The 22,441-nt window shown below is 38.7% G+C and carries 21 protein-coding genes and 1 riboswitch; of the genes, 14 read left to right on the plus strand and 7 right to left on the minus strand.

Annotation, left to right across the window (positions count from 1 at the left end; translation table 11 throughout):
* Nucleotides 1-125: 125 nt before the first annotated feature.
* From HNR53_RS09505 to HNR53_RS09525, 5 genes are all read left to right on the plus strand, one after another.
* Nucleotides 126-1,325, plus strand: coding sequence for a nitrate/nitrite transporter (locus HNR53_RS09505; protein ID WP_184525267.1), 1,200 nt, complete (start codon nt 126-128; stop codon nt 1,323-1,325).
* A 158-nt stretch (nt 1,326-1,483) separates the two neighbouring features.
* Complete coding sequence (locus HNR53_RS09510; RefSeq protein WP_184525269.1) at nt 1,484-1,843, plus strand: rhodanese-like domain-containing protein; 360 nt, start codon at nt 1,484-1,486, stop codon at nt 1,841-1,843.
* Between the two features lie 34 nt (nt 1,844-1,877).
* Nucleotides 1,878-2,174 carry a rhodanese-like domain-containing protein gene (locus HNR53_RS09515; protein WP_184525271.1) on the plus strand — a complete coding sequence of 99 codons (297 nt, stop codon included), beginning with the start codon at nt 1,878-1,880 and terminating at the stop codon, nt 2,172-2,174.
* Between the two features lie 71 nt (nt 2,175-2,245).
* Nucleotides 2,246-2,479, plus strand: coding sequence for a glutaredoxin family protein (locus HNR53_RS09520; protein ID WP_184525273.1), 234 nt, complete (start codon nt 2,246-2,248; stop codon nt 2,477-2,479).
* Between the two features lie 251 nt (nt 2,480-2,730).
* Nucleotides 2,731-3,066: a zinc ribbon domain-containing protein YjdM gene (locus tag HNR53_RS09525; protein ID WP_184525275.1), complete on the plus strand. Its 336-nt coding sequence runs from the start codon at nt 2,731-2,733 to the stop codon at nt 3,064-3,066.
* 146 nt (nt 3,067-3,212) lie between these two features.
* On the opposite strand, the gene thiC is transcribed toward HNR53_RS09525, so the two are convergent.
* Nucleotides 3,213-4,997: a phosphomethylpyrimidine synthase ThiC gene (gene thiC, locus HNR53_RS09530; RefSeq protein ID WP_184525277.1), complete on the minus strand. Its 1,785-nt coding sequence runs from the start codon at nt 4,995-4,997 to the stop codon at nt 3,213-3,215.
* A 131-nt stretch (nt 4,998-5,128) separates the two neighbouring features.
* Nucleotides 5,129-5,243, minus strand: a riboswitch (TPP riboswitch).
* A 143-nt stretch (nt 5,244-5,386) separates the two neighbouring features.
* Between thiC and HNR53_RS09535 the strand changes: the two genes are divergently transcribed.
* Complete coding sequence (locus HNR53_RS09535) at nt 5,387-6,064, plus strand: GNAT family N-acetyltransferase (RefSeq protein ID WP_184525279.1); 678 nt, start codon at nt 5,387-5,389, stop codon at nt 6,062-6,064.
* A gap of 285 nt (nt 6,065-6,349) precedes the next feature.
* Nucleotides 6,350-7,252 (plus strand): AEC family transporter, encoded by a 903-nt coding sequence (locus tag HNR53_RS09540; RefSeq protein WP_184525281.1) that lies wholly within the window; start codon nt 6,350-6,352, stop codon nt 7,250-7,252.
* 95 nt (nt 7,253-7,347) lie between these two features.
* Here HNR53_RS09540 and HNR53_RS09545 read toward each other — a convergent pair whose 3' ends face one another.
* Complete coding sequence (locus HNR53_RS09545; protein ID WP_184525283.1) at nt 7,348-7,917, minus strand: NAD(P)/FAD-dependent oxidoreductase; 570 nt, start codon at nt 7,915-7,917, stop codon at nt 7,348-7,350.
* A 158-nt stretch (nt 7,918-8,075) separates the two neighbouring features.
* On the opposite strand from HNR53_RS09545, the gene HNR53_RS09550 reads away from it, so the two are divergent.
* A complete protein-coding gene (locus tag HNR53_RS09550) occupies nt 8,076-8,831 on the plus strand; it encodes an NRDE family protein (RefSeq protein ID WP_184525285.1) in 756 nt (251 codons plus the stop codon).
* A 98-nt stretch (nt 8,832-8,929) separates the two neighbouring features.
* On the plus strand, nt 8,930-10,918 hold the full coding sequence (locus tag HNR53_RS09555) for an acetoacetate--CoA ligase (RefSeq protein WP_343065310.1): 1,989 nt from the start codon (nt 8,930-8,932) through the stop codon (nt 10,916-10,918).
* 35 nt (nt 10,919-10,953) lie between these two features.
* On the opposite strand, the gene HNR53_RS09560 is transcribed toward HNR53_RS09555, so the two are convergent.
* Nucleotides 10,954-11,784 (minus strand): hypothetical protein, encoded by an 831-nt coding sequence (locus HNR53_RS09560; RefSeq protein ID WP_184525287.1) that lies wholly within the window; start codon nt 11,782-11,784, stop codon nt 10,954-10,956.
* A 215-nt stretch (nt 11,785-11,999) separates the two neighbouring features.
* Here HNR53_RS09560 and HNR53_RS09565 point away from each other — a divergent pair, with 215 nt between their 5' ends.
* Entirely contained in the window at nt 12,000-12,212 is a 213-nt protein-coding gene (locus HNR53_RS09565) for a DUF1540 domain-containing protein (RefSeq protein WP_184525289.1), read from the plus strand.
* A 69-nt stretch (nt 12,213-12,281) separates the two neighbouring features.
* Here HNR53_RS09565 and HNR53_RS09570 read toward each other — a convergent pair whose 3' ends face one another.
* The 3 genes from HNR53_RS09570 to HNR53_RS09580 all read right to left on the minus strand — a co-directional run bounded on the left by HNR53_RS09570 (nt 12,282) and on the right by HNR53_RS09580 (nt 14,810).
* Nucleotides 12,282-13,034, minus strand: coding sequence for an ABC transporter permease (locus HNR53_RS09570; RefSeq protein ID WP_184525291.1), 753 nt, complete (start codon nt 13,032-13,034; stop codon nt 12,282-12,284).
* The gene (locus HNR53_RS09575) at nt 13,031-13,771 is read right to left on the minus strand and encodes an ABC transporter ATP-binding protein (protein WP_184525293.1); all 741 of its coding nucleotides are present in this window, start codon (nt 13,769-13,771) and stop codon (nt 13,031-13,033) included. The genes HNR53_RS09570 and HNR53_RS09575 overlap by 4 nt, the downstream gene beginning before the upstream one ends.
* Nucleotides 13,772-13,859: 88 nt before the next feature.
* Entirely contained in the window at nt 13,860-14,810 is a 951-nt protein-coding gene (locus tag HNR53_RS09580; protein ID WP_184525294.1) for an endonuclease I family protein, read from the minus strand.
* 287 nt (nt 14,811-15,097) lie between these two features.
* On the opposite strand from HNR53_RS09580, the gene HNR53_RS09585 reads away from it, so the two are divergent.
* Genes HNR53_RS09585 through HNR53_RS09595 form a run of 3 tightly spaced genes read left to right on the plus strand, consistent with a single transcriptional unit; the run spans nt 15,098 to nt 20,331 of the window.
* On the plus strand, nt 15,098-17,806 hold the full coding sequence (locus HNR53_RS09585) for a response regulator (RefSeq protein WP_184525296.1): 2,709 nt from the start codon (nt 15,098-15,100) through the stop codon (nt 17,804-17,806).
* A gap of 12 nt (nt 17,807-17,818) precedes the next feature.
* On the plus strand, nt 17,819-18,679 hold the full coding sequence (locus tag HNR53_RS09590; protein WP_184525298.1) for a CheR family methyltransferase: 861 nt from the start codon (nt 17,819-17,821) through the stop codon (nt 18,677-18,679).
* Nucleotides 18,680-18,696: 17 nt separating this feature from the next.
* Nucleotides 18,697-20,331: a response regulator gene (locus HNR53_RS09595; protein ID WP_184525300.1), complete on the plus strand. Its 1,635-nt coding sequence runs from the start codon at nt 18,697-18,699 to the stop codon at nt 20,329-20,331.
* Nucleotides 20,332-20,569: 238 nt separating this feature from the next.
* On the opposite strand, the gene HNR53_RS09600 is transcribed toward HNR53_RS09595, so the two are convergent.
* Complete coding sequence (locus tag HNR53_RS09600; protein ID WP_184525302.1) at nt 20,570-21,106, minus strand: ribonuclease H-like YkuK family protein; 537 nt, start codon at nt 21,104-21,106, stop codon at nt 20,570-20,572.
* Between the two features lie 507 nt (nt 21,107-21,613).
* Between HNR53_RS09600 and HNR53_RS09605 the strand changes: the two genes are divergently transcribed.
* Nucleotides 21,614-22,432, plus strand: coding sequence for an electron transfer flavoprotein subunit beta/FixA family protein (locus HNR53_RS09605; RefSeq protein ID WP_184525304.1), 819 nt, complete (start codon nt 21,614-21,616; stop codon nt 22,430-22,432).
* Nucleotides 22,433-22,441: the final 9 nt, after the last annotated feature.

Here is a 22,441-nt window from a genome sequence, read left to right on the forward strand (position 1 = left end):
TCGATTTCATGAACGTATGGAAATCTGTGAATCTCTTAACATCTTAACATATTCTTTATTTTTTAAAATAAGAACAGATAAAAAATTAGACTATGTAAAATGTGGAAGTAGAAAGGAGAATTAAGATGAGGAAAGCGCTTCAACTACCCCTGCAAACATTTTCATTAATTATTGGATTTATGGTGTGGGTGATTTTGTCAGGTTTAATCCCGTTTATAAAAGAAGATATTTCGTTAACAGCCAGTCAATTGACATTAGTTACAGCTATCCCCGTTGTGCTTGGTTCGATCTTAAGGGTGCCAATTGGCTATTGGACCAATCGCTTTGGCGGCCGATTGGTCACGATGATTAGTTTCGTTGTATTATTTTTCCCCATATTCTATATTAGCCATGCGAATTCATTTTCAGATTTACTAATTGGCGGGTTATTTATTGGGATCAGCGGAGCCGTTTTCTCAGCAGGTGTTACATCTCTGCCGAAATATTATCCAAAGGAACGCCATGGATTTGTCAATGGTATCTACGGAATGGGGAATATTGGTACAGCCCTTACGACATTTTCAGCCCCAGTTATTGCCACTAAGCTTGGATGGCAGACAACCGTGCAGTTGTATGCGATTCTTATTGCAATTGTTGTATTAAGTAACTTTTTCTTTGGTGATAAAGAAGAACCAAAAGTGATCACGCCTTTAGCGGCGCAAATAAAAAATGTTTATAAAAATGAAAAGCTATGGTTTTTAAGTTTGTTTTATTTTCTTACTTTTGGCTCATTTGTTGCCTTTACCGTATACCTGCCAAACTATCTGGTTGAACAATTCGGCTTAGATAAAGTAGATGCAGGGATAAGGACGGCCGGTTTTATTGCCATCGCCACCTTCCTTCGCCCAATTGGGGGCTGGCTAGGTGATCGATTTAATTCTTTTAAAATCCTTATTGGTGTCTTTACCGGTTTAACTCTTTCCGGAATTCTGCTTGCGTTTAATCTATCATTCGTGATGTACTCAGTAGGTTGTCTTTGCATTGCGGTGTGTGCGGGAATCGGTAATGGTACCGTTTTTAAATTGGTGCCGTTGTATTTTTCAAAGGAAGCCGGGATTGTCAATGGTGTTGTTGCTGCTTTAGGGGGATTGGGAGGATTTTTCCCTCCGCTGATGCTGTCGCTATTGTATAATCTAACTGGTAATTACGCAATCGGTTATATGGCCTTTTCGCAGGTAGCGAGTGTCTGCTTAATCATTGTTTTCGTTATGTTAAATCAAGAAAAGATGAAGGAACCTTTTTTGCTGCCTGAAGGAACAGAAACTTTTAATAAGAAATCAGGATAAATGAAAGGTGCTTAAATTTTAGCACCTTTTTTTTCTATTTATGGCTAATAATCAAAGGCAGGTAAATCAATTGACACTCTAATCGAATTAAATTATTATAATACCTATAGGGGTAAATGTATTGGTGGTAAATAAACTATATAGGAGGCACTACTTTCATGGATTATATCAATTACATCCTTCTCGGGCTAATTGGCATCTTTTTTGTCATGCGCATGCTGCCGACAAGAGGGGTACGACAGATTACGGCTGCAGATTTAAAACAGGAATTAACTGATAAAAACAAACAATTTATTGATGTCAGAACCCCCGGGGAGTTCAAATCAAGAAATATCAGCGGGTTTAAAAATATTCCTCTTCATCAATTAGCTGAAAAATCGAATGGGCTATCAAAGGAAAAGGAAGTAGTAGTTATTTGCCAAAGCGGCATGAGAAGCAATAAAGCAAGTAAAATTTTAAAGAAACAAGGTTTTAAATACGTTACCAATGTTAAAGACGGCATGAGTGCCTGGATATAAAATAAAAACACATATTTTGGGGGGAATTAATATAATGAAACAGATCACAGCAACAGAAGTTCAAAACATGTTAAAAAGCGGCTCAGCCTTAAACATCATCGATGTACGAGAAGTCGATGAAGTTGCAGGCGGAAAAGTTCCGGGTGCCGTAAACATACCATTAGGATTAATCCAATTTAAAATGAATGAATTAGATAAAAATAAAGAATATATCATCGTTTGCCGTTCAGGCGGAAGAAGCGGTATGGCTGCTCAAGTTCTTGAAAGCTATGGCTATAACGTAACAAATATGATTGGCGGTATGATGAGCTGGGCAGGGGAAATGGAATAAATTCATTATCTTTTATGATAATCGCCTTGGTATGAAAGAAAGACTATTTAATTACAAAGGGAGTTTTTAGGATGAATTCAGTTACCGTTTATACAACAAACACATGCCGATACTGTGTCATGTTAAAAAACTTTTTAAACGACCAGAATATACCTTTTCAAGAAGTGAATGTTCAACAGGATCAAAGATCGATGCATAAGCTCATTGCAGCAACCGGTCAGTTAGGAGTTCCGCAAACAGAGGTTAATGGGAAATGGGTAGTAGGGTATGACCCAAATAGCATTATGAAGGCATTAAGAGACTAAATCTCCTGTATTCTTATTGAAGTGCCTGAAGGATACTTCTATACAGCTCTAAAAGGGATCCAGTTCAAAATAGCTGGATCTCTTTTTTTATGAACGAAGTTATGCAGTTCAATCAGGAGGCAGTTCCATTTATAATAAATAGCTTTAGCAGCAGATAAATGATTGTTTTTAGGGTGGCGAATATGCCGGACATTCGCTACAATAGGAAAGGTAGTTTTGAAAAATAGTGAGATAATATGGAGGATTTAAAGATGTCAAATTTGCCTAAATGCCCGGAATGCAGTTCTGAGTATACATATGAGGATCGAAATATGTTTATCTGTCCAGAGTGTGCACATGAGTGGACACTGGATTCAGAAAATACAGAGGATATAAAAATAGTGAAAGATGCGAATGGAAATGTGTTAAGCGATGGCGATACGATAACGATCATCAAAGACCTTAAAGTAAAAGGAAGCTCTTCCACTTTGAAACAGGGAACAAGAGTAAAGAATATCCGCTTGGTTGACGGCGACCATGATATCGACTGCAAAATTGATGGATTTGGTGCAATGAAGTTAAAATCTGAATTTGTAAAGAAAATCTAATATAGCCATCATCAAATGAATTCAAGGGCATTGAAATCAAAAATGTATGATAAGAAAAACGCACAGGGGGATAGATAAAAAATCCCTGTGCGTTTTTTGTTATATAAATAATTAGATGGTCTCACAAATCCTTGAACAACAGCGAATTACTGGTAGAGGTGCCCGCCTGTTTTCTTAAATTCCTCTGCCTTTTCCTTCATACCAGCTTCTATCTCTTCCATTTTTTCAGGCTGATTTTCATTCGCGCGATTGCGGATATCATGAGAGATTCTCATAGAGCAGAATTTCGGACCGCACATCGAACAGAAGTGAGCTGTTTTCGCTCCTTCAGCCGGAAGCGTTTCATCATGGTATTCAACGGCACGTTCGGGATCAAGGGAAAGATTAAACTGGTCTTTCCAACGGAATTCAAAACGAGCTTTAGAAAGGGCGTTATCTCTCGCCTGGGCACCCGGATGTCCTTTAGCTAAATCGGCTGCATGTGCAGCGATTTTATAGGTAACTACTCCTGTTCGAACATCTTCACGGTTTGGCAGTCCCAAATGTTCCTTCGGTGTCACATAGCAAAGCATAGCTGTTCCATACCAGCCAATCATCGCAGCCCCTATAGCAGAAGTAATATGGTCATATCCAGGTGCAATGTCTGTAGTCAGAGGTCCCAATGTATAGAATGGAGCTTCCTGACAAACCTCGAGCTGTTTATCCATATTTTCTTTAATCAGATGCATCGGTACATGCCCAGGTCCTTCTACCATCACTTGTACATCATGCTCCCAGGCAATTTTCGTCAATTCTCCAAGTGTCTCTAACTCGGCAAACTGTGCTTCGTCGTTCGCGTCATAAATGGAACCGGGACGCAAACCGTCTCCTAATGAGAAGGCAATATCATAGGCTTTCATAATTTCGCAGATTTCTGCAAAATGAGTATAGAGGAAATTTTCCTGGTGGTGATATAAACACCATTGAGCCATGATGGAACCTCCGCGTGATACAATTCCGGTTAGACGTTTCGCCGTAAGCGGAACATAGCGCAGCAATACACCGGCATGAATCGTGAAATAATCCACGCCTTGTTCAGCCTGCTCGATTAAAGTATCGCGGTATACCTCCCATGTTAAATCCTCAGCAATCCCGTTTACTTTTTCCAGCGCCTGGTAAATCGGTACAGTACCAACCGGAACAACAGAGTTGCGGATAATCCATTCCCGTGTGGTATGAATGTTTTTCCCTGTCGATAAATCCATAATGGTATCAGCGCCCCAGCGTGTTGCCCATGTCATTTTTTCCACTTCTTCTTCAATAGAAGAGGATACAGCCGAATTCCCAATATTCGCATTTATCTTTACATGGAAATTGCGCCCGATGATCATCGGTTCTGTTTCCGGGTGATTGATGTTCGCTGGAATAATCGCACGACCTCTAGCCACTTCTTCACGAACAAACTCCGGATCCATGTTTTCGCGGATTGCGATAAATTCCATCTCAGGCGTAATGATACCTTTTTTCGCATAATGAAGCTGAGTCACGTTTTTCCCTTGTTTTGCCCGTAAAGGTTTCCGTTTTAACGCAGGGAACACCTGATGATTAGAACGTGGATCCTCGGCATCCCTGTAGCCATTATCTTCAGGCTTAATTTCTCTTCCTTCATATTCTTCTACATCAGAGCGTTCTTGAATCCATGGCACACGGAGAGCAGGGAGACCTTTTGTAATATCAACAGAATAATTGGGATCTGTATAAGGACCGCTTGTATCATAGACACGAACAGGTGAATTTTGTTCTTCTCCACGAGTATTTATCGTCGGGCTTAATTCAATTTCCCGCATCGGAACTTTTATATCAGGTCTTGAGCCCGCTACATATACTTTTTTACTGCCCTCAAAGCTAGACATGATCGAAATGTTTTCGTTATTTACTGACGGATTTAACATAATGAGATCTCTCCTTTTTTTCAGCAAGGGATCGGATCTGGATCGTATCAAGCGATCATGGAAAAAATAAAAAAGCCGGTGTCCAATAAAAGGATTGGACCCGGCTTGATTTATCCGAAAGTAAATCATCATGTACATGATAGTAACTTCCCTACGCTGGTATGAACCAGATCAGGTCCCGAGGGTCAAGAAACTTCATCGTGTTTCTCTCTCAGCCCAACTCAATGGACACCCCTAGTTATTGCTATTAAATTCAAAATTTATTATAGCGGAACCTAGCATAAAATGGAATAGTTTTTTTTAGAAAAATGAATAAAAATGAGGAATATACTCTGTCCTTTGCTCTATGATAAGATGAAGGAGTAAAGAATGAAAGAAGGGAATCAGTCATGTCGATTAGCTGGATAGAAATAACTTTAAATAATCAAATCTATTTAGAAAAGGCATTTCAGCTATACGATAGGTCCTTTCCAATTGAGGTGAGGGAACCTCATCAAATCCTTCTCAATAGCCTCCAATATGCTGAAAAACAGAACGCTAATCACTTTCACTTTCTCATCGGGCTGGAAAAAGAGGAACTGGTATCGCTGGCAACCGCTCATTATTTAGCTGAAGTCAACGCCGGATTTATTGTTTATCTGGCTGTAAGCGAGAATAGGAGAAAAAAAGGGCTGGGCTCGCGAACATTGCAGCAAATGGAAAGACTGTTAAACGAAGATGCTGCCTTAAACAAACAGCAAAATATTTCGGCTATCAGTCTCGAAACGGAAAAGTACGAAGAGGGTTCTTCCATGGTTGAAAAAGAAGCCTGCGAAAAGAGAAATCTCTTCTTTAAGAAAAATAGTTATCAAGTCTATGATGAGATTCATTACTTCCAGCCTCCGCTGCATGGAGAAGGGGCGTGCGTTCCATTAAATCTCTTGATTAAAACAATGGGAAAAGAATTCTGTACGAAAGAAGAATGCAGGGAGATCATCAAAGCGATGTATCGGGAGAAATATGCTGGAGTAAACGGGATTGATAAGAAGATCTTATCAAACTGCTGGGAGGAAATGTTCAAAGAATAGGCTGACTTTAAACAAAAGGTGTAATAAGGAGTCATGACAGGGCTCTTCACCATTAATTTACATAACATAATTACCTTAAAGTAAATTCAACTCAATTCAATTCAATTCATTTTATTAATACAAAATATAAAAAAATAGCAGATTATTGCATATAGATCTCAGAATCTTTTGATATCCGGAGATTTCTATGATATATCTTACATGTTACGAATTTGATTATGATAGAATTTCTCTCTTAAGCTATGAAAAAGTAACTTAGAAGGGAGTTGGAAGGGGATTAAATGAATGGATCTGCTGTTAATTGTGCTGCCGGCCTTTCTCATCTTTGGAACAGGATTTATCGGGCAGAAACTGTTTCAATTTCATATTAAATCGATTTCTACAATGTCGTTGTATTTAATGCTGCCATTTTTAACCTTTGATACGTTTTATTCAAACGAATTGAATATTGAGTATTTTTATATGTTCCTATTTACATTTATTTTAGCAATTATTCTACTCGCCATTACGGTTATTTGGGGCTTCTTCATAAAAGCCGATAAATCACATTTGTCGGCGATGCTGCTGGGTACCGTTTTTCCTAATAGCGGTAATTATGGAGCGCCCGTGGCATTGTTTGCCTTTGGTACAGCAGGGTTTGATTATGCCGTTATTCTTATGGTGATTCATGCCTTTATTATTAATACACTCGGGATCTTTATTGCTTCTTTTGGAAGTGAAAAATCTACCCGTGCGAGAGATGCCTTGATAAACGTCTTAAAAATGCCTGTGCTGTATGGCTTTTTATTAGGAGTTTTGATGCAGCTGACAAATGTAAAGCTCCCAGAAACGATTATGGACGGCATCGGCATGGTCGGGGATGCCTCAATCCCCACAGTCATGTTAATCCTCGGGATGCAGCTGGCGGAGATCAAATCGAGCCATTTTGCCTTAAAATACATCAATACCATGACGGTTATTCGGATGGTCATTTCACCCATACTTGCTGTTTTCCTTGTTAGCTTTATGCCTGTTAATGATCTAATCAAGAATGTTTATATCTTGTTAGCCGCGATGCCGATAGCAGCCAATACAACGATGCTGGCGGTACAATTTAATGTTAAACCTGATTTAACGTCGTTTACCACGTTGGTCACAACACTTCTTAGTTTGATTACGATTCCGTTGACACTTTATTTTATTGGTTAGAAACAGGATGATTTATATACACAATAAAAAGGTATTTACACGCTGGTGTAAATACCTTTGAACATTTATCGAAAAATCGTACAGGGCAAAATGAATTAGTTTACATCATGCCACATATATTTGTCGCCAGTCGCATCTTGGGCAACACGTACACCAACCGCAGCACCTTGTCCTGCTGCAATCATCACCTGGCTTGGCAGATCGGTTAAAAGACCGGCAATATAGAGATTTGGTACAGAAGTTACTCCCTCCCAGTTTACGCCGACAACCTTTTTAATTTTTCCGCTCTTAATATTTTCATTAACAGCGATTTCTAAACCGATTGCTTCCAGCAAAGCGGTATCAACATTGGTTGCGATAATGACGCGAACGGCTTCATACGTTGCACCATTTGCTTTGACAATGAAAGTATCGCCTTCTTTTTGCAGAAAATCCACTTTTTCACTCTTTACTTCTGCAAAATCACCTAACTGCTGGCGGTATTTCTCAAGCAATTCATCACCGGAAACACCTGGTGCGCCCAACACATTATTTAATTTTGCTACTTTTTTTATTTGTGATTCTCCAGCATCGAACACAATCGTTTTTAAGCCGGCATGACCGGTAAACAAAGCGGCAGATAAACCGCTGATTCCTCCGCCAATAACAATAACATCTGCTTTCATCTTTAAACACCTCATTTTTATCTATGTACCTTTATTAATATAGTGTTATTTTGGAAGGATAGGAAGTAATTGACAGTAAATGCTATAATATTGTCACAATTTCATTTATAATAGAAAAAATAATGATATTGACGAACATTGTAAAGGCTGTGGTATCGATGTGTTTAATTCTTTTTGCCTATCATGTCCATCCTGATATCCCTCTCATTGTTGCTGCCAATCGCGATGAATTTTATCAAAGACCGACAAAAGCGGCACATTACTGGGATGATAGACAAGAGATTCTTGCCGGAAGAGATCTGGAAAAGTGGGGAACTTGGATGGGCGTAACAAGAGAAGGGCGTTTTGCGGCATTAACCAATTACCGCAATCCAAACGAAGAAACAGCGGGCAAAAGGTCACGCGGTGAACTGGTCGCGCAGTATCTAACATATGATGGGGACACAGAGGATTATCTAAAAAAACTTGAACAGAATCAGAGAGAATATCCGGGGTATAATATTCTATTAGGTGATGTGAACGAGCTCTGCTATTATTCAAATGTAAACAGCCAAATGAAAGTTTTAGAGCCTGGAATCTACGGTTTAAGCAACCATTTTCTCAATACCGAATGGCCGAAAGTGAAATTCGGTAAGGCAGGTCTGTTAAAAACTTTATCTGATCCCAGCCTGCCCATGCAAGAAGAACTGTTTCGGCTTCTGCAGCATGCTGATCCTGCTCCGGATAAACTGCTGCCACATACAGGAGTTTCATTGGAGTGGGAGAGAATGCTGTCTCCTTTATTTATAAAAAGCGATGACTATGGTACAAGAAGTTCTACTGTATTATTGATGAGAGAGAAAAAAATAGATTTTATTGAACGGGTATATCAAAATAATGAAATGGTGGAACAGCATTTTATTATTGAACCATAGTAGGTGCATGGTGTTTCGTACTATTCATAAATCATCTGTCATAAAAATAATAGAAGATAACAGTGATCCCTATTTCAGTGACAGAGGTGATAGATTTGGTGCAGGAAATTGAGGAAGGCATGTTTCTTTGGGAGCCGTCTGAAACATGGAAGCAGCAATCAAATATGGTGAAGTATCTGGACTGGCTGCATAAAAATAAAGAGCTGGTATTTAACCGGTATAAAGACCTTTGGCAATGGTCGGTTACAGAGATAGAAACTTTCTGGGAATCCTTATGGCAATATTTCAATATTAGCTATTCTGCCCCATATGTAAAGGTGCTTACGGAACGAAAAATGCCTGGTGCCCTATGGTTTGCAGGAGCGAGGCTCAACTATGCAGAGCATATTTTTCGTCATCAGCCTGATGAAAAAGTGGCTGTCATAGCCAAATCAGAAGTTCGTCCGCAGTTGCAAAAGCTGACTTGGAAGGAGCTTTATGAACAAACGGCTGTCTTTGCGGCGGCCTTAAAGAATTACGGTGTGAAACCCGGGGATCGAGTGGTTGGATTTCTCCCCAATATTCCGGAAACCATCATTGCCTTTTTAGCCTGTGCCAGCATCGGTGCAGTCTGGTCCTGCTGTTCTCCTGATTTTGGCAGTGCTGCGGTTGTGGATCGTTTTAAACAAATTGAACCTAAACTGCTGATTTCCGCAGATGGTTACCGCTATCGTGGGAAGGATTATCAGCGAATCCCCAGTGTTCAGGAGATTCAAAAGGCTATTCCGTCCATCGAGAATACGATTATACTGCCATATATAGCAAAAAGTCCGGATATTCATGAGCTCAAAAATACTGTAATTTGGGACACATTGCTTGAGAGACAAAAGAACAAGAATGTGATTCGGTTTGAACAAGTTGCATTTGATCATCCTTTGTGGATTTTGTACTCATCTGGTACAACCGGACTGCCGAAGGCAATTGTGCAGGGTCATGGAGGAATTCTGCTGGAGCATTTAAAACAATGTCATCTGCAGATGAATATCACAAAAAAGGACCGTTTCTTTTGGTATACATCGACGGGGTGGATGATGTGGAATTTCTTGGTTAGCGGTTTGTTAACAGGAGGATCCATTGTCTTATATGACGGTCATCCGGGATATCCGGAGAACGACTTCATGTGGACATTCGCTGAAGAAACAGGGATCACATTTTTTGGAACAAGTGCTGCCTATTTGCATTCTTGTATGAACACAGGGATGAGGCCAAAAGATGCCTGCCAGTTAAATAAGCTGAAAAGTATCGGCTCAACAGGGGCGCCGCTCTCTCCCGAAGCATTTGCGTGGGTGTATCGTCATGTAAAAGAGGATATTTGGCTGTCCTCTTTAAGCGGTGGAACGGATATTTGTTCTGCATTTGTCGGTGGTTCACCGCTGCTTGCGGTCCATGCAGGTGAAATTCAATGCCGACACTTGGGAGCTAGTGTAAAAGTGTTTGATGAATCAGGTAAGGAGATCATAGATGCGGTCGGGGAGTTGGTTGTCACTGAGCCGATGCCGTCCATGCCATTATATTTCTGGAATGATCAAAATAATAAACGCTATAAGAGCAGTTATTTCGAGACGTATTCCGATGTTTGGCGGCACGGGGATCTCATTAAAATTAAAACAAATGGCAGCTTATCCATATATGGTCGTTCTGATTCAACCATTAACCGCGGAGGAATCCGTATTGGTACGAGTGAACTATACAGAGCAGCCGCAAACATCACTGGAATCGAGGATTGTCTCGCGGTTGACCTAACGGACAGGAATAACAAGGGCATGCTGCTGCTTTTTGTCGTCTTACATCATGGTGTCCCATTTACAAAAACATTAGAAGAAGAGATCAAACAGTGCATCCGGGAAAACTGTTCACCGAGACATCAGCCGGATCGGATTTTTCAAATTTCTGAAGTGCCGCAAACTTTAAATGGTAAAAAACTGGAGGTACCTGTCAAAAAGCTTTTAATGGGTGTCCCGTTGGAGAAAGCTGTAAATGATGGTTCAATGAAAAACCCGAAGTGTCTTGACTTTTTTATCGAATTGAAAAATCAATTATCCATTTAAAAAGAGCTGTCACAGTTTTTGTGACAGCTTTCTTTTCACAATTGATCCGCAATACTGCCATCAATTCTCCATTGCCCGGTAAGCGAATCCTTTAACAGAATAATGTCCATGCTCTTTCTTTGTTTGCTGAAATCACAATGATAAACGGTAGCATCCACTGAAATTCGCTGGATGAAAGGGTTGTGCTCGTTATCAATCTGAACCGATTTCCGATTCATGGAAAAAAACATAATATTCTTCAGCCTTTTATGGAGTTGTTTCTCTTTATTGGAAAAAAGCATCCTTACCGTTTCATTATCCCTCTGATTAACGGCGGTTTCAAAAACCTTCAATACCTGGACCGGTTCAATTTCATTTAAATAGTCGGCCAATTTTCCTCCGGCACGGAGGATCATGATTTTATGGGATAAATCCTCATTTCCTGAACCATGTGTGGTACTGCCATAAAAATGAACACAAAAATGCCCGGGAAATCCATTTTTCAAGGCACCAGCACCATGCGGCATTCCATGCATCGATGCAGCAAGTAATTGATCCTTGGTCGCAATTAAAATTGCCCTTCTTTTCCAACTCCACTTGCCATTATAAATGGTCTTCATCATTTTCGTATCCTTAAAGGTGAGAGGCTGAACATCGGCATGTTTACTCCCAGCTCTTCTTTGTACCTCAAAATGCAAGCCGGTTTCAACATCGATAATCGTAAAAATGGACTTTTTGGGAATGACTTTATTTGCTTCATCCCATGGTAGGATCTTGACAGTAAAACTAGTTGGATTGTCCTTATTTTCAAGTGTCAGTGCCCCAACAGAAGTAATATTTCCTAAAAGCAGACAAATTAAAGTGAATAGAAAAACAATTTTTTTCATCTGACCCTCGTTCCCCTAACTATTTTATCAACATTTGTATCTTTTGAATTGTTTTCGAAAAAAATTCCTGCAATAAAATTTGGAACAATTACCGTCATTTAATGCTGAAAGAATCTGTTTTTCTTGAGATTAAGGGGACAGAATAGAAAAGAACGATACTTCTCGAAAAGAGAAAGGACGTTCTTTCTTCCAATTCTAAAGCTGGAGGGATTCATTTGCCAAATGTTAAAGTAAATTGTTCTGTACAAAACTGTGCCTTCCATGTACAAGGAAATGTTTGCGGCGCTGACAAAATAAACATTGATATGGATTACCAGTCCAAGTATGATTCTGAGTTTGCTCAAGAATTTGGTTTTGCAGATCGTTCAGAGGAAGCCAATCACTCAAGAGAGACGTGTTGTAAAACATTTAAGGCAAAAGAAGAATAATTCAATGGACATATGTTGAAAAAATGAAGCAAAACGGCTGATAAAATGAGTCGTTTTGCTTCATTAATATTAATCATATTCGATAAATTGCTGCGCTTTTGTAAATAGCAGACCGTGGGTAAGTATGGCCATGATGATGGCAATAATGGCTGCTGAAGAAGTGAAGGAATACATAATAAGAATCTGATAACGCACCGCTTCAATCGGATCGGCGCCGGCAACAATCATCCCCGTCATCATCCCCGGCAGCTGCACCAACCCAACCGTTTTTAACCCATCGACTGTTGGCAGCATAGAGGCTTTTACTGTGTTACGCATGACATGAGAAATCGCCTGTTTGGAAGTGGCTCCTAAACCTAAATATACTTTTATCTCATCTCTTCTTGTCTCAAGTTCAGATTTTAATCGATTTAAAAACAAACCGGAGACAACCATTCCATTTCCGATAATCATGCCGCTGATAGGAATCACATATTGCGGAGCAGGCTCAATGATTCTTAATGATAACAAGAGACCCATTGTTAAGACTTCGGTGGACGCAATCGCAACAGCTATCCGGCACCCAATACCAGGAAAACCTTTTCCCTTTTTACGCGCATTGATAACGGCAACTGTGATCATAACAGAGATCATTAAGATGATTAACGGCCAGGACTTAAGGTTAAAGATAAAATGCAGGATATAGCCCACGGCAATCAACTGAATGGCAGCGCGTATCGTACCAATCAACATATCCTTTTCCAGCCCGACCTTTTGCCATCTGGAAAGAAGGATAGCAAATACCACAAAAATAAGAGTAGATAGTAATGCCATTGAACTCATGAGAGAATGGACTCCTTTGCAAAAGAGGTTTCAATAAACTCCTTCGTTATTGTTTGTTTAGGAGCCGAAAAAATCTCAATGGTTCGTCCTTGCTCAATAATTTTCCCATTGGCAAATACCCATGTGAATTGCCCGGCTTTTTTAGCCTGAGATAAATTATGAGTAACCCAGAGGATCGTTTTCCCTGACTGATGAATCTTTTCGATAAGATTTTCAATATCCTCTGTACTATGCGGATCAAGTGACGCCGTAACTTCATCTAATAAGAGGACGTCAGGCCGATTGGCTAAGGTTCGGGCTAGGGATACTCTTTGTTTTTGACCGCCTGAAAGGGAGCGGGCATTCTGTTCCTTTATAGATGGAGGCAAACCAACTCCATCAAGCAGTTCGTCAATTTCAGCTTCGCTTAAACTTTCGCGAAAAAGGGCAGGTCCAATGAATAAATTATCCCTAACGGTTCCTGGAAGCATTGTTGGCAGCTGGAACACGATACCGATTTTCCTCCGCAACTGCAGAACATCGATCTCATGATAAGGTGTTCCCCTGAAATAAAGCGACCCAGAGTCCGGATCAGCCATCCTGTTAATAAGTGAAAGGAAAGTACTTTTACCAGAACCGGAGGGACCAATAATCGTAATTAGTTCTCCGTCCATTATTTTTGCAGAAATATCACTTAAAATTGGGGTTCCCTGTTTATTTTTCTTTACAATATGCTCAATTGATATCAGCGTTTCCATGTCTCCATCCTTCTTCCGTCCATGATGTTTCCCTTTGTAAGAAATAGTGGCCGTTATTTACTCATACAAGCAGACTTGAACTTTGGTCTTACAAATAATCCGGGAGCAGTTCCTCGGCAAGCTCCGGAAAATCAATAAAGGGATTCCGGTTTCCCTGAATTAAAAAGATCGCTTGATTTCGATGTTTTTCATATATATTTATGTCAAATTGCTGATGCCATCTTAAGAGCAGTGAGCGATCTATTTTCCGTAGAAATGTTTTATGTATAGTCCCGGGATAACGTAATAGGAAATACATCAACGCCCTGGCAACCGTTCCTTTGCCATACTCCGGTTCAAAGCGGCCGTCCATTGTCACACCGCAGTGATTCTGAATCTTCTCTTCAGGTGATTCAGGGATATAGAATGAAAAATCAGCATAGGGATAATTGGATCTTTTAATATTACATTCCGGCTGACAGGCAAAAAGATGATGTAAATCTCCTTTCATCGGTTCTTTGGCTAAATACCATGAAAGGGGCACAATATGTTCTGTGTTAAACTTTAAATCGTTATCGATTTTTGGAATTTTTACCGTCTTATTCCCAACTTTTGTGTCTCGTCTCTTCAGCAGTTTCTGAAATTCAGCATGCTTTTTTTGAATGATTTCAAAGTCTGCAACAATGAGTGTTTCCGGATTCTGGCGCATTCCGGAATAAATATTTTTCAACGAACCGTCAGGCTGTAAATCAACCCATTTATATAAATATTGATCCTTACTCATAAAATAAGGAAGCCGCTCTTTATGTGACCTTTTCACTAAGTCATGAAATTTGAAAAATAATGGCTGTTTTTCCTTCAAATTCATGACACTTTGATAATAATGCTGCATGTCCTTTTGATCTTTTCTTTCATTATAGTATAGTTTTAAATTTGTACAGATTTGCTGCTTATTTATTTCTAATTCAGTGAGCAATTCATCAATATTATGACAAAAGGAATTTTCTAATTCGTTTATTCGCTCCTGAATTATTGCATGTATTGTCTTTTCACTATCCATTCCATCCACCCTGTCGAATATTTCAGTCTATCCCTATCTTACAGCCTAAACAAATGATCATCAAACATTAATGTATCTATATTTGTATATCATTTCACAAAGTTGCGAAAACATAAATTGATAATGATTGACATGGATTATAGAGTGCATTATATTATAACCTATTAAGTCTGAATTTTTTTAATAATATATAAATTGAATGGATCGAATCGAAAAGAACAATGTCAATTTTTATAAAAAAGCGGCTCAAAGGAATAAATTTTAGAAAACAAATAGGGGTTGAACGTATGAAATTTGCGACAAGACTTTATGTTGGATTTGGGTTAGGGATCATGATGATGACGATCTTGTTATTATTGAATATCAGTATTCCAACAAAACAAAATCAAGAAATGAACGAATTAGTTCAGGAACATTATGAAATCATTAAAAGACTGCACGTCATTCGGGTTGAAACGTTTTTCTTATCATCGGATATATCGGGCTCATCTAAAATAGATATTAAAGGAAAATCAGTAGATGAAAGATTAACGACAATTAATGAAAGCGTTAATATCCTCAAACAATTCAAGGTAAATGAAAAGGAAGAGGAACAGTTACATCGCCTCACAAGACAGGTAGAGGAATATGCAGAGCTTTACAAAAGAATGGCGCTAGTGAAAAGTATGAATAGTGAAATCGATGAAAACACTGTAAAAAAAATAAACAGCAGCAGAGATTCTATTTTTAATTTATCGACAGAATTAATTAACGAACAAGAAATCATCATGGATCAAACGATGAAAAATACGGAAGAGAGACTTCACTTTGTGATTAAAGTTGGCGCCGCTTCTATTATTAGCGGCATCGTCATTGGAATGCTTCTATCTATCTGGTCGATTCGCGCCATTACAGTACGGCTCGGAAGGGTTAAAAATGTCATGAATAGTGTTGAAAACGGTTCAGAGCAGCTGCCGCGGATTAAGATTATTAAAAAGGATGAAATCGGTGAAATTGCCATTGCCTACAATCAGATGGCTGCAGCACTTGAAACGCACGAAAAGAAAGAACGCCTGTATAAAGAAAGTATCGAAACGAAAAACTGGCTGAAAACCCAATTAGCCGAACTGTCTGCTTTAGCGCAGGATGTATTGGATATTTCCGGCTTAGGAGAAAGATATATACAGTCACTTGTCCCGATCGTCGCAGCAAGCTATGGTGTGATTTACATAAAAAGAGAAGGCGACCGTCCATATGTGGAAAAGTTGGCTTCTTACGGGGATTATATGGGAAAGCAGCGTGTCGAGTATGGGGAAGGTCTTGTTGGTCAATGTCTGCTCGATGGAAAACCAATCAGGCTGCATGATATCCCCAAGAATTATATTAAAATATCTTCTGGTTTAGGAGAAGCGGAGCCAAGAAGCATTATGATCCTGCCGATTCAATTGAACGGTGAGGTATTAGCAGTTTTAGAAATTGCGAGTATCTATGAGTTTACTGAATTCCATGATGAATTATTGCAAAAGGCAACAGAACAATTAGGGATTATTTTAAACCGCATTCAAAAACAAATGCAGGTTCATCAATTGTTAGAAGAAACACAGACATTAAATGATGAACTGCAAAGTCAGTCAGAGGAATTACAGCTGCAGCAGGAAGAATTAAGAACGATCAATGAAGAATTGGAAGGGCAATATAAACAGTCTGAACAACGGTCCGAGGATTTGCAAAAAGCGAAATTTGCTTTAGAGGAAAAGACACAGCAGCTTCTATTAAGCTCTCAATATAAATCAGAGTTTTTGGCGAATATGTCGCATGAATTACGAACACCATTAAATAGTTTATTAATTTTGGCGCAAATACTGGAAGAAAATAAAGAAGGTAATTTAACAGAAAAACAAATTCAATATGCGAACACCATTCACTCATCAGGTAAGGATTTACTTGGGATCATCAATGAAATATTGGATATTTCAAAAATTGAATCGGGAAAGGTTGACCCGCAAATCAGTGAAATTGATACCAGGGGTATTATTTCTTTGATTAATAATCAATTTAGTGCCATGGCAGAGCAAAAGGGGATTCACTTTGAAGTGAGCATTGATGAAGATGTTCCGTGCATCATTTATTCTGATGAACAAAAAATTTATCAAATATTAAAAAACTTAGTGGCTAATGCACTGAAATTCACGGTTGAAGGCAGTGTAAGGGTAAAAGTATACCGTTCCATCTCCAAATCCCATCCACAGAGAACAGAATCTTTAGCCTTTTGTGTATCCGATACAGGCATAGGGATTCCTAAGGAAAAACAAGAACTGATCTTTGAAGCTTTCCAGCAGGCAGATGGTACAACAAGCCGTAAATATGGCGGAACTGGACTAGGGCTATCGATCAGCAAAGGTTTAGCTGCTCTTCTTGGAGGCAGTATTACCGTAAACAGCAACGAAAACAAAGGAAGTGAATTTACATTCATTTTACCGGCATTAGTAGAATTAAATGCAACTCACACAATAGAAAGAAAGGAGGCTGCAGCAGCTATTGAATCCAAAGGCATATACCAAATGAATGATGAAGAGTTACAGCATGGCGGTGATGATCATTCTGTCCTTGAGGAAGAACTGATAGCAGTAAGAGAAAACTTCCTCGCAGGAAAGCATATTTTATTGGTTGATGATGATATGCGGAATGTATTCGCCTTAACCACCACATTGGAATCAGTCGGGATCCATGTACACTTTGCTGAAAATGGAAGGGAAGCACTAGAGGTATTAAATGAAAAGCCTATGATTGATCTCGTCCTAATGGATATCATGATGCCGGAAATGGATGGATATGACGCGATGAAAAAAATAAGAGAACAGCCGGCTCTTGAAAAGCTGCCTATTATTGCCTTAACAGCAAAAGCAATGAAAGATGATCGAGAAAAATGTATCAATGCCGGGGCTTCTGATTATATAAGCAAACCGGTGAATATAGAACAACTCCTTTCTTTATTGAAAGTTTGGCTTTATCAATGATAGGGGGCATTTATGAAATTCAAAAATTTTATGCAAGACTTGGAACAGGATCAATGCAGTGATTTGGAGAAAATTGAAATCGATCTTTTATTAGAGGGGATTTACCGCCATTATGGCTTCGATTTCCGTCATTATGCTTTCTCATCTATTCGCCGCAGAATATGGCATCGGATAAAGGCTGAAAAAATGGAGACTGTTACAGCTCTGCTTGATAGAATTCTGCATGAGCCGCTGATGATGGAAAAGCTTTATCTTGATTTTTCGATCAATGTAACAGAAATGTTTCGAGATCCATTGTTTTTTAAAGCGATTCGCTGCAAAGTCCTGCCGCTCTTATCCGAATTGCCAAGTATCCGAATCTGGCACGCGGGCTGTTCGACCGGCGAAGAGGCCTTTTCAATGGCGATATTACTTCATGAAACAGGTTTGTATCACAAGGCAAAAATATATGCCACAGATATGAACAATCATGTCATACAACAGGCAAAGCTAGCCCAATTCCCACTAAAAAAAATGAAGGAATATACGAATAACTATGTAAACTCAGATGGAATCAATGATTTCTCAGAATATTATATGGTAAAAGGTGAAAAGGCTGTCTTCCATAAAGAACTGGCAAAAAATATTATTTTTGCCCAACATAATCTGGTCACCGATGGATCCTTTAATGAATTTCATCTGATCGTTTGCAGAAATGTATTAATCTATTTTGATCGGGAATTGCAGGCACGGGTGCATGATTTATTTTTAAATAGTCTATCTTCAAAAGGATTTTTAGCTCTAGGTAATCGAGAGGGTCTATCATTTTCCAAAAAAGAAAAATATTATACGGTCTTTGATGAAGATGAAAAAATATTTCGCAGGATTCAATAAATGGAAGTGAGGATAGAATGAAAAATCAAACTGTCAATATATTACTCGTTGATGATCGGGAAGAAAATTTAATCGCGTTAGAAGCAGTGTTATCTGCAAAAAACTATAATCTAATAAAAGCTTATTCGGGCGAAGAAGCGTTAAAATATGTGTTAAAGGAAGAGTTTGCCGTTATCATCATGGATGTGCAAATGCCTGGAATCAATGGTTTTGAAACGGCCAAAATGATCCGAAAAAGAAAAAAAACACAAAATGTGCCCATTATTTTTATTACAGCTTTAAGCCAGACGGTTGAAAATATATTGCATGGTTATTCAGTCGGGGCGATTGATTATATTATCAAACCTTTTGATGCGCTGATTTTAACCTATAAGGTAGATGGCTTAGTGGCCATGTATTTAAATAAAAAGAAAGTAGAAGAGCAAGCCAAAACAATTGCCAAATATACGAACGAACTGGCGGAAGCCTATCGGGCTCTGCAAATTAATGAAGAGAAACTGGAAGCATTAGTCAAAGAAAGAACAAATGAACTGAGCTTAACGAATGAAAAGCTGCTCCGTGAAATTAATGAAAAAGAAGCCGCTATGCTTAAACTGGAAGAAAGTGAAGAAAAATACCGGCAGCTGACAGAAGAGTCACCGATGGCGATTCTTGTAAAAAAAGATCACTGCGACACGTATTCTTTTATCAATCAGACCGGCGTTCAGCTGTTTAAGGCAAATTCAAAAGAAGATGTATTAAAGCAGCCGATAAAAAAATTAATCCACCCGGGTGATTATGAAAGAATTGAAAAATTGAAGGAAGAGAGGGAGAAAGGACAGTTCACTCTGGAAGCGCGTTTAGTATGCATGAACGGAGAGGTAATCGATGCTGAAGTGAAAAGTATCCCGCTTATCTATAAGGGTGAACAGGCCCTCCATTTAATGATTCGTGATATTACAGAATTAAAGAGAAGCCGTGAATTTATGCAGCAATCTGAAAAACTGACCGTAGTAGGTGAGCTGGCAGCGGGAATTGCCCATGAAATCAGAAATCCGTTAACCAGTTTAAAAGGGTTTACCCAGTTATTAGGTGATCAAATGGACTGCAATCATGAATATATGGACATCATGATAACAGAGATTGAAAGAATTAATACGATTGTCGGTGAATTGTTATTGCTGGCAAAACCTAGTAAACTTGAATTTAAACAAATAAACTTAGGGGATATATTAGAAAATATTATTACACTTATGAATGCCCAGGCGAATCTTTATGGGGTAAAAATAAAGCTGGAGAGCAGCCAATCCTTAAGTGATCGCTATATTTTTGGCATTGAGGATAAAATCAAACAGGTTTTTATTAATCTTGTCAAGAATGCCATTGAATCAATGGAAGATGGCGGAGAAGTGATCATTCAAGTAATGGAAGGGGAAAAATATTTCGAAATTAAATTCATTGACGGCGGATGCGGCATACCGCGCGAAATTCTTTCTAAGCTTGGTCAGCCATTTTTTACAACGAAAGACCGCGGTACCGGCTTAGGATTAATGGTGTGCTACAGTATTATCGAAAGCCATCATGGTACAATGCTTATTGATAGTGCATGCGGTCAAGGAACGACTGTATCTGTTTCTTTGCCTCTCTTCTGCACGGAAACGGTTATTTATTAAATTACCTTTCTATTGTAAAGATTTAAACTTTTTCTGAAAAGTAGATTAATAAATAGTTAATGATTGTAAAATATTAGGAAAAGCAATGCTCATTTCCGCAAAAGTTTGTATACTGCACCTTGCAACAATATTTGGTAAGACCGAAAAGCATAATCGACCAGGTTAAACAATCAGATCGGTTATGCTTTTATTTAACGATGGGAAAAGTTAGCATAATTGGCTTGTTAGAGGGAACTGTTTATTTTGTAAAGCGGTTAGCATAGCTTGAGGCTACGAAGGATTCCGGTTTAATTTTCGGTTCCAAACCCATTGCTTCAATTCTCGCTGTCATTTCTTCCACATAAATTCTTGTTTTATTCCGGTTTCCGGAACCAATATCGATATGACCTTCCATCGTGAATGATGCCCCTTGATATATGTATGGGAGAACAATATCGATCATGTTCGATTTCCTTTCTTCTGTAAACAAAGATACAATTTCTTCTGTTAATGAAGTTTCATAAGAGATTCTTTCATGCAAACGCTCCATTCTGCGGGGCATACTGACTCTGCGAATGCAGGCCCATGCACCTTTTCCTTCATTAAGTATGACAATTCCGGTAATAAATATGGTTGATTTTAGATGGACTTGAGAATCCGTACCAATCATTAAACGATAATTTCCATTATGGCTTAAGTTCATAAATCGAATAATTCGCGCATAAACATTTTCAAACGTCATATTCTTTTCTTGTAAATTATGAAACAATAACGGATCTTCAATTGGATAGTTCATCCTTTCACCTGCCTTAGTTCATTCATTCTCAGACTACCCGGCACAAACGGAAAAAATCAGTGATTTGAAATTTCTTACTATAATCATATGTATGCAGTTTCTTTTTTTTGTTGTGTAAAAGAAAATAAATGATTTTTGAATGGAGTTGTAAAGAAAAAGGAAACGAAAGAGGAGTAAATATTTCAAGTACACTTCTGCCCGGAGATCATGATAAAATGTGAACAACATGTGATAATTATCATTTTTGATATCGACATTCATTAAATATTTGATATAATAAAATAAATTTCGTAACAATTGCTTTATTTCTTCAGCAAGAATCTTCTTTTCTATCAATTCAAATCAATGTTCTTTATCTAACTCTTTTTCTTTCAAATGTAATCGTTTTCAAAACCACTTGTTAATCTATGTGTCCAATGCTTTTGATTTGACAAAACCATTTCATCAGCATTTCAAATATAAAAATAGAACAAGGCATTTTTATCGAATGAAGGAGGGGTTTTTTTCATGCATATCGTCGTCTGTGTCAAACAAGTTCCAGATACGAAAATTATTAAAATTAATCCTAAGACAAACACACTCGACAGGCGGAGCGCACCGGCCATTTTGAATCCTTATGATGCGCATGCGGTACAAGAAGCAGTAAGGGTAAGAAGGAAATTAGGCGAAGGGGAAATTTCAGTTTTATCTATGGGTCCGCCGCAAGCAACAGCAGTCATAAAGAAAAGTATTGAAATTGGTGCTGATGCAGGATATTTAATCACAGACCGCGCATTTGCCGGTGCTGATACACTGGCAACCAGCTATGCATTGTCAAAAGCACTTGAGAAAATCTCAAAAGAGAACAAGATTGATATGGTGATATGCGGAAAACATGCGATTGATGGTGATACCGGGCAAGTAGGACCAGGGATGGCAAGACGACTAGATATTCCTCCCGTCACAAATGTAATTGAAGTCTGTGAGATTAATGAAAATAATAAAACCGTGTTAGTTAAAAGAAAGCTTTCAAACGGTTATGAGCTCCTTCAGGTAAAGATGCCTTGTTTATTAACAGTTGAGAAGGAAGTCAATCAAATAGAATATTCACCTTTGACAAATATGATTAATGCCGCCAGATATGAACCGAATATCTGGTCTGTAAATGATTTAGATCAGGTCGACCGATCCCAATTGGGGCTTAAAGGATCTCCCACAATTGTAGGTAAAATGTTTACACCGCCAAAACTTGAGGGAGGACATATGCTGGACGGAACGCCGGATGCACAAGTCGCACAGCTGATGGATGTGCTGGCGGAGAGAAAAGAGCTATTTAATGTGAAATAAGGAACAATA

This window comes from Bacillus benzoevorans (assembly GCF_014207535.1).
Classification (GTDB): Bacteria; Bacillota; Bacilli; order Bacillales; family Cytobacillaceae; genus Bacillus_BD; species Bacillus_BD benzoevorans.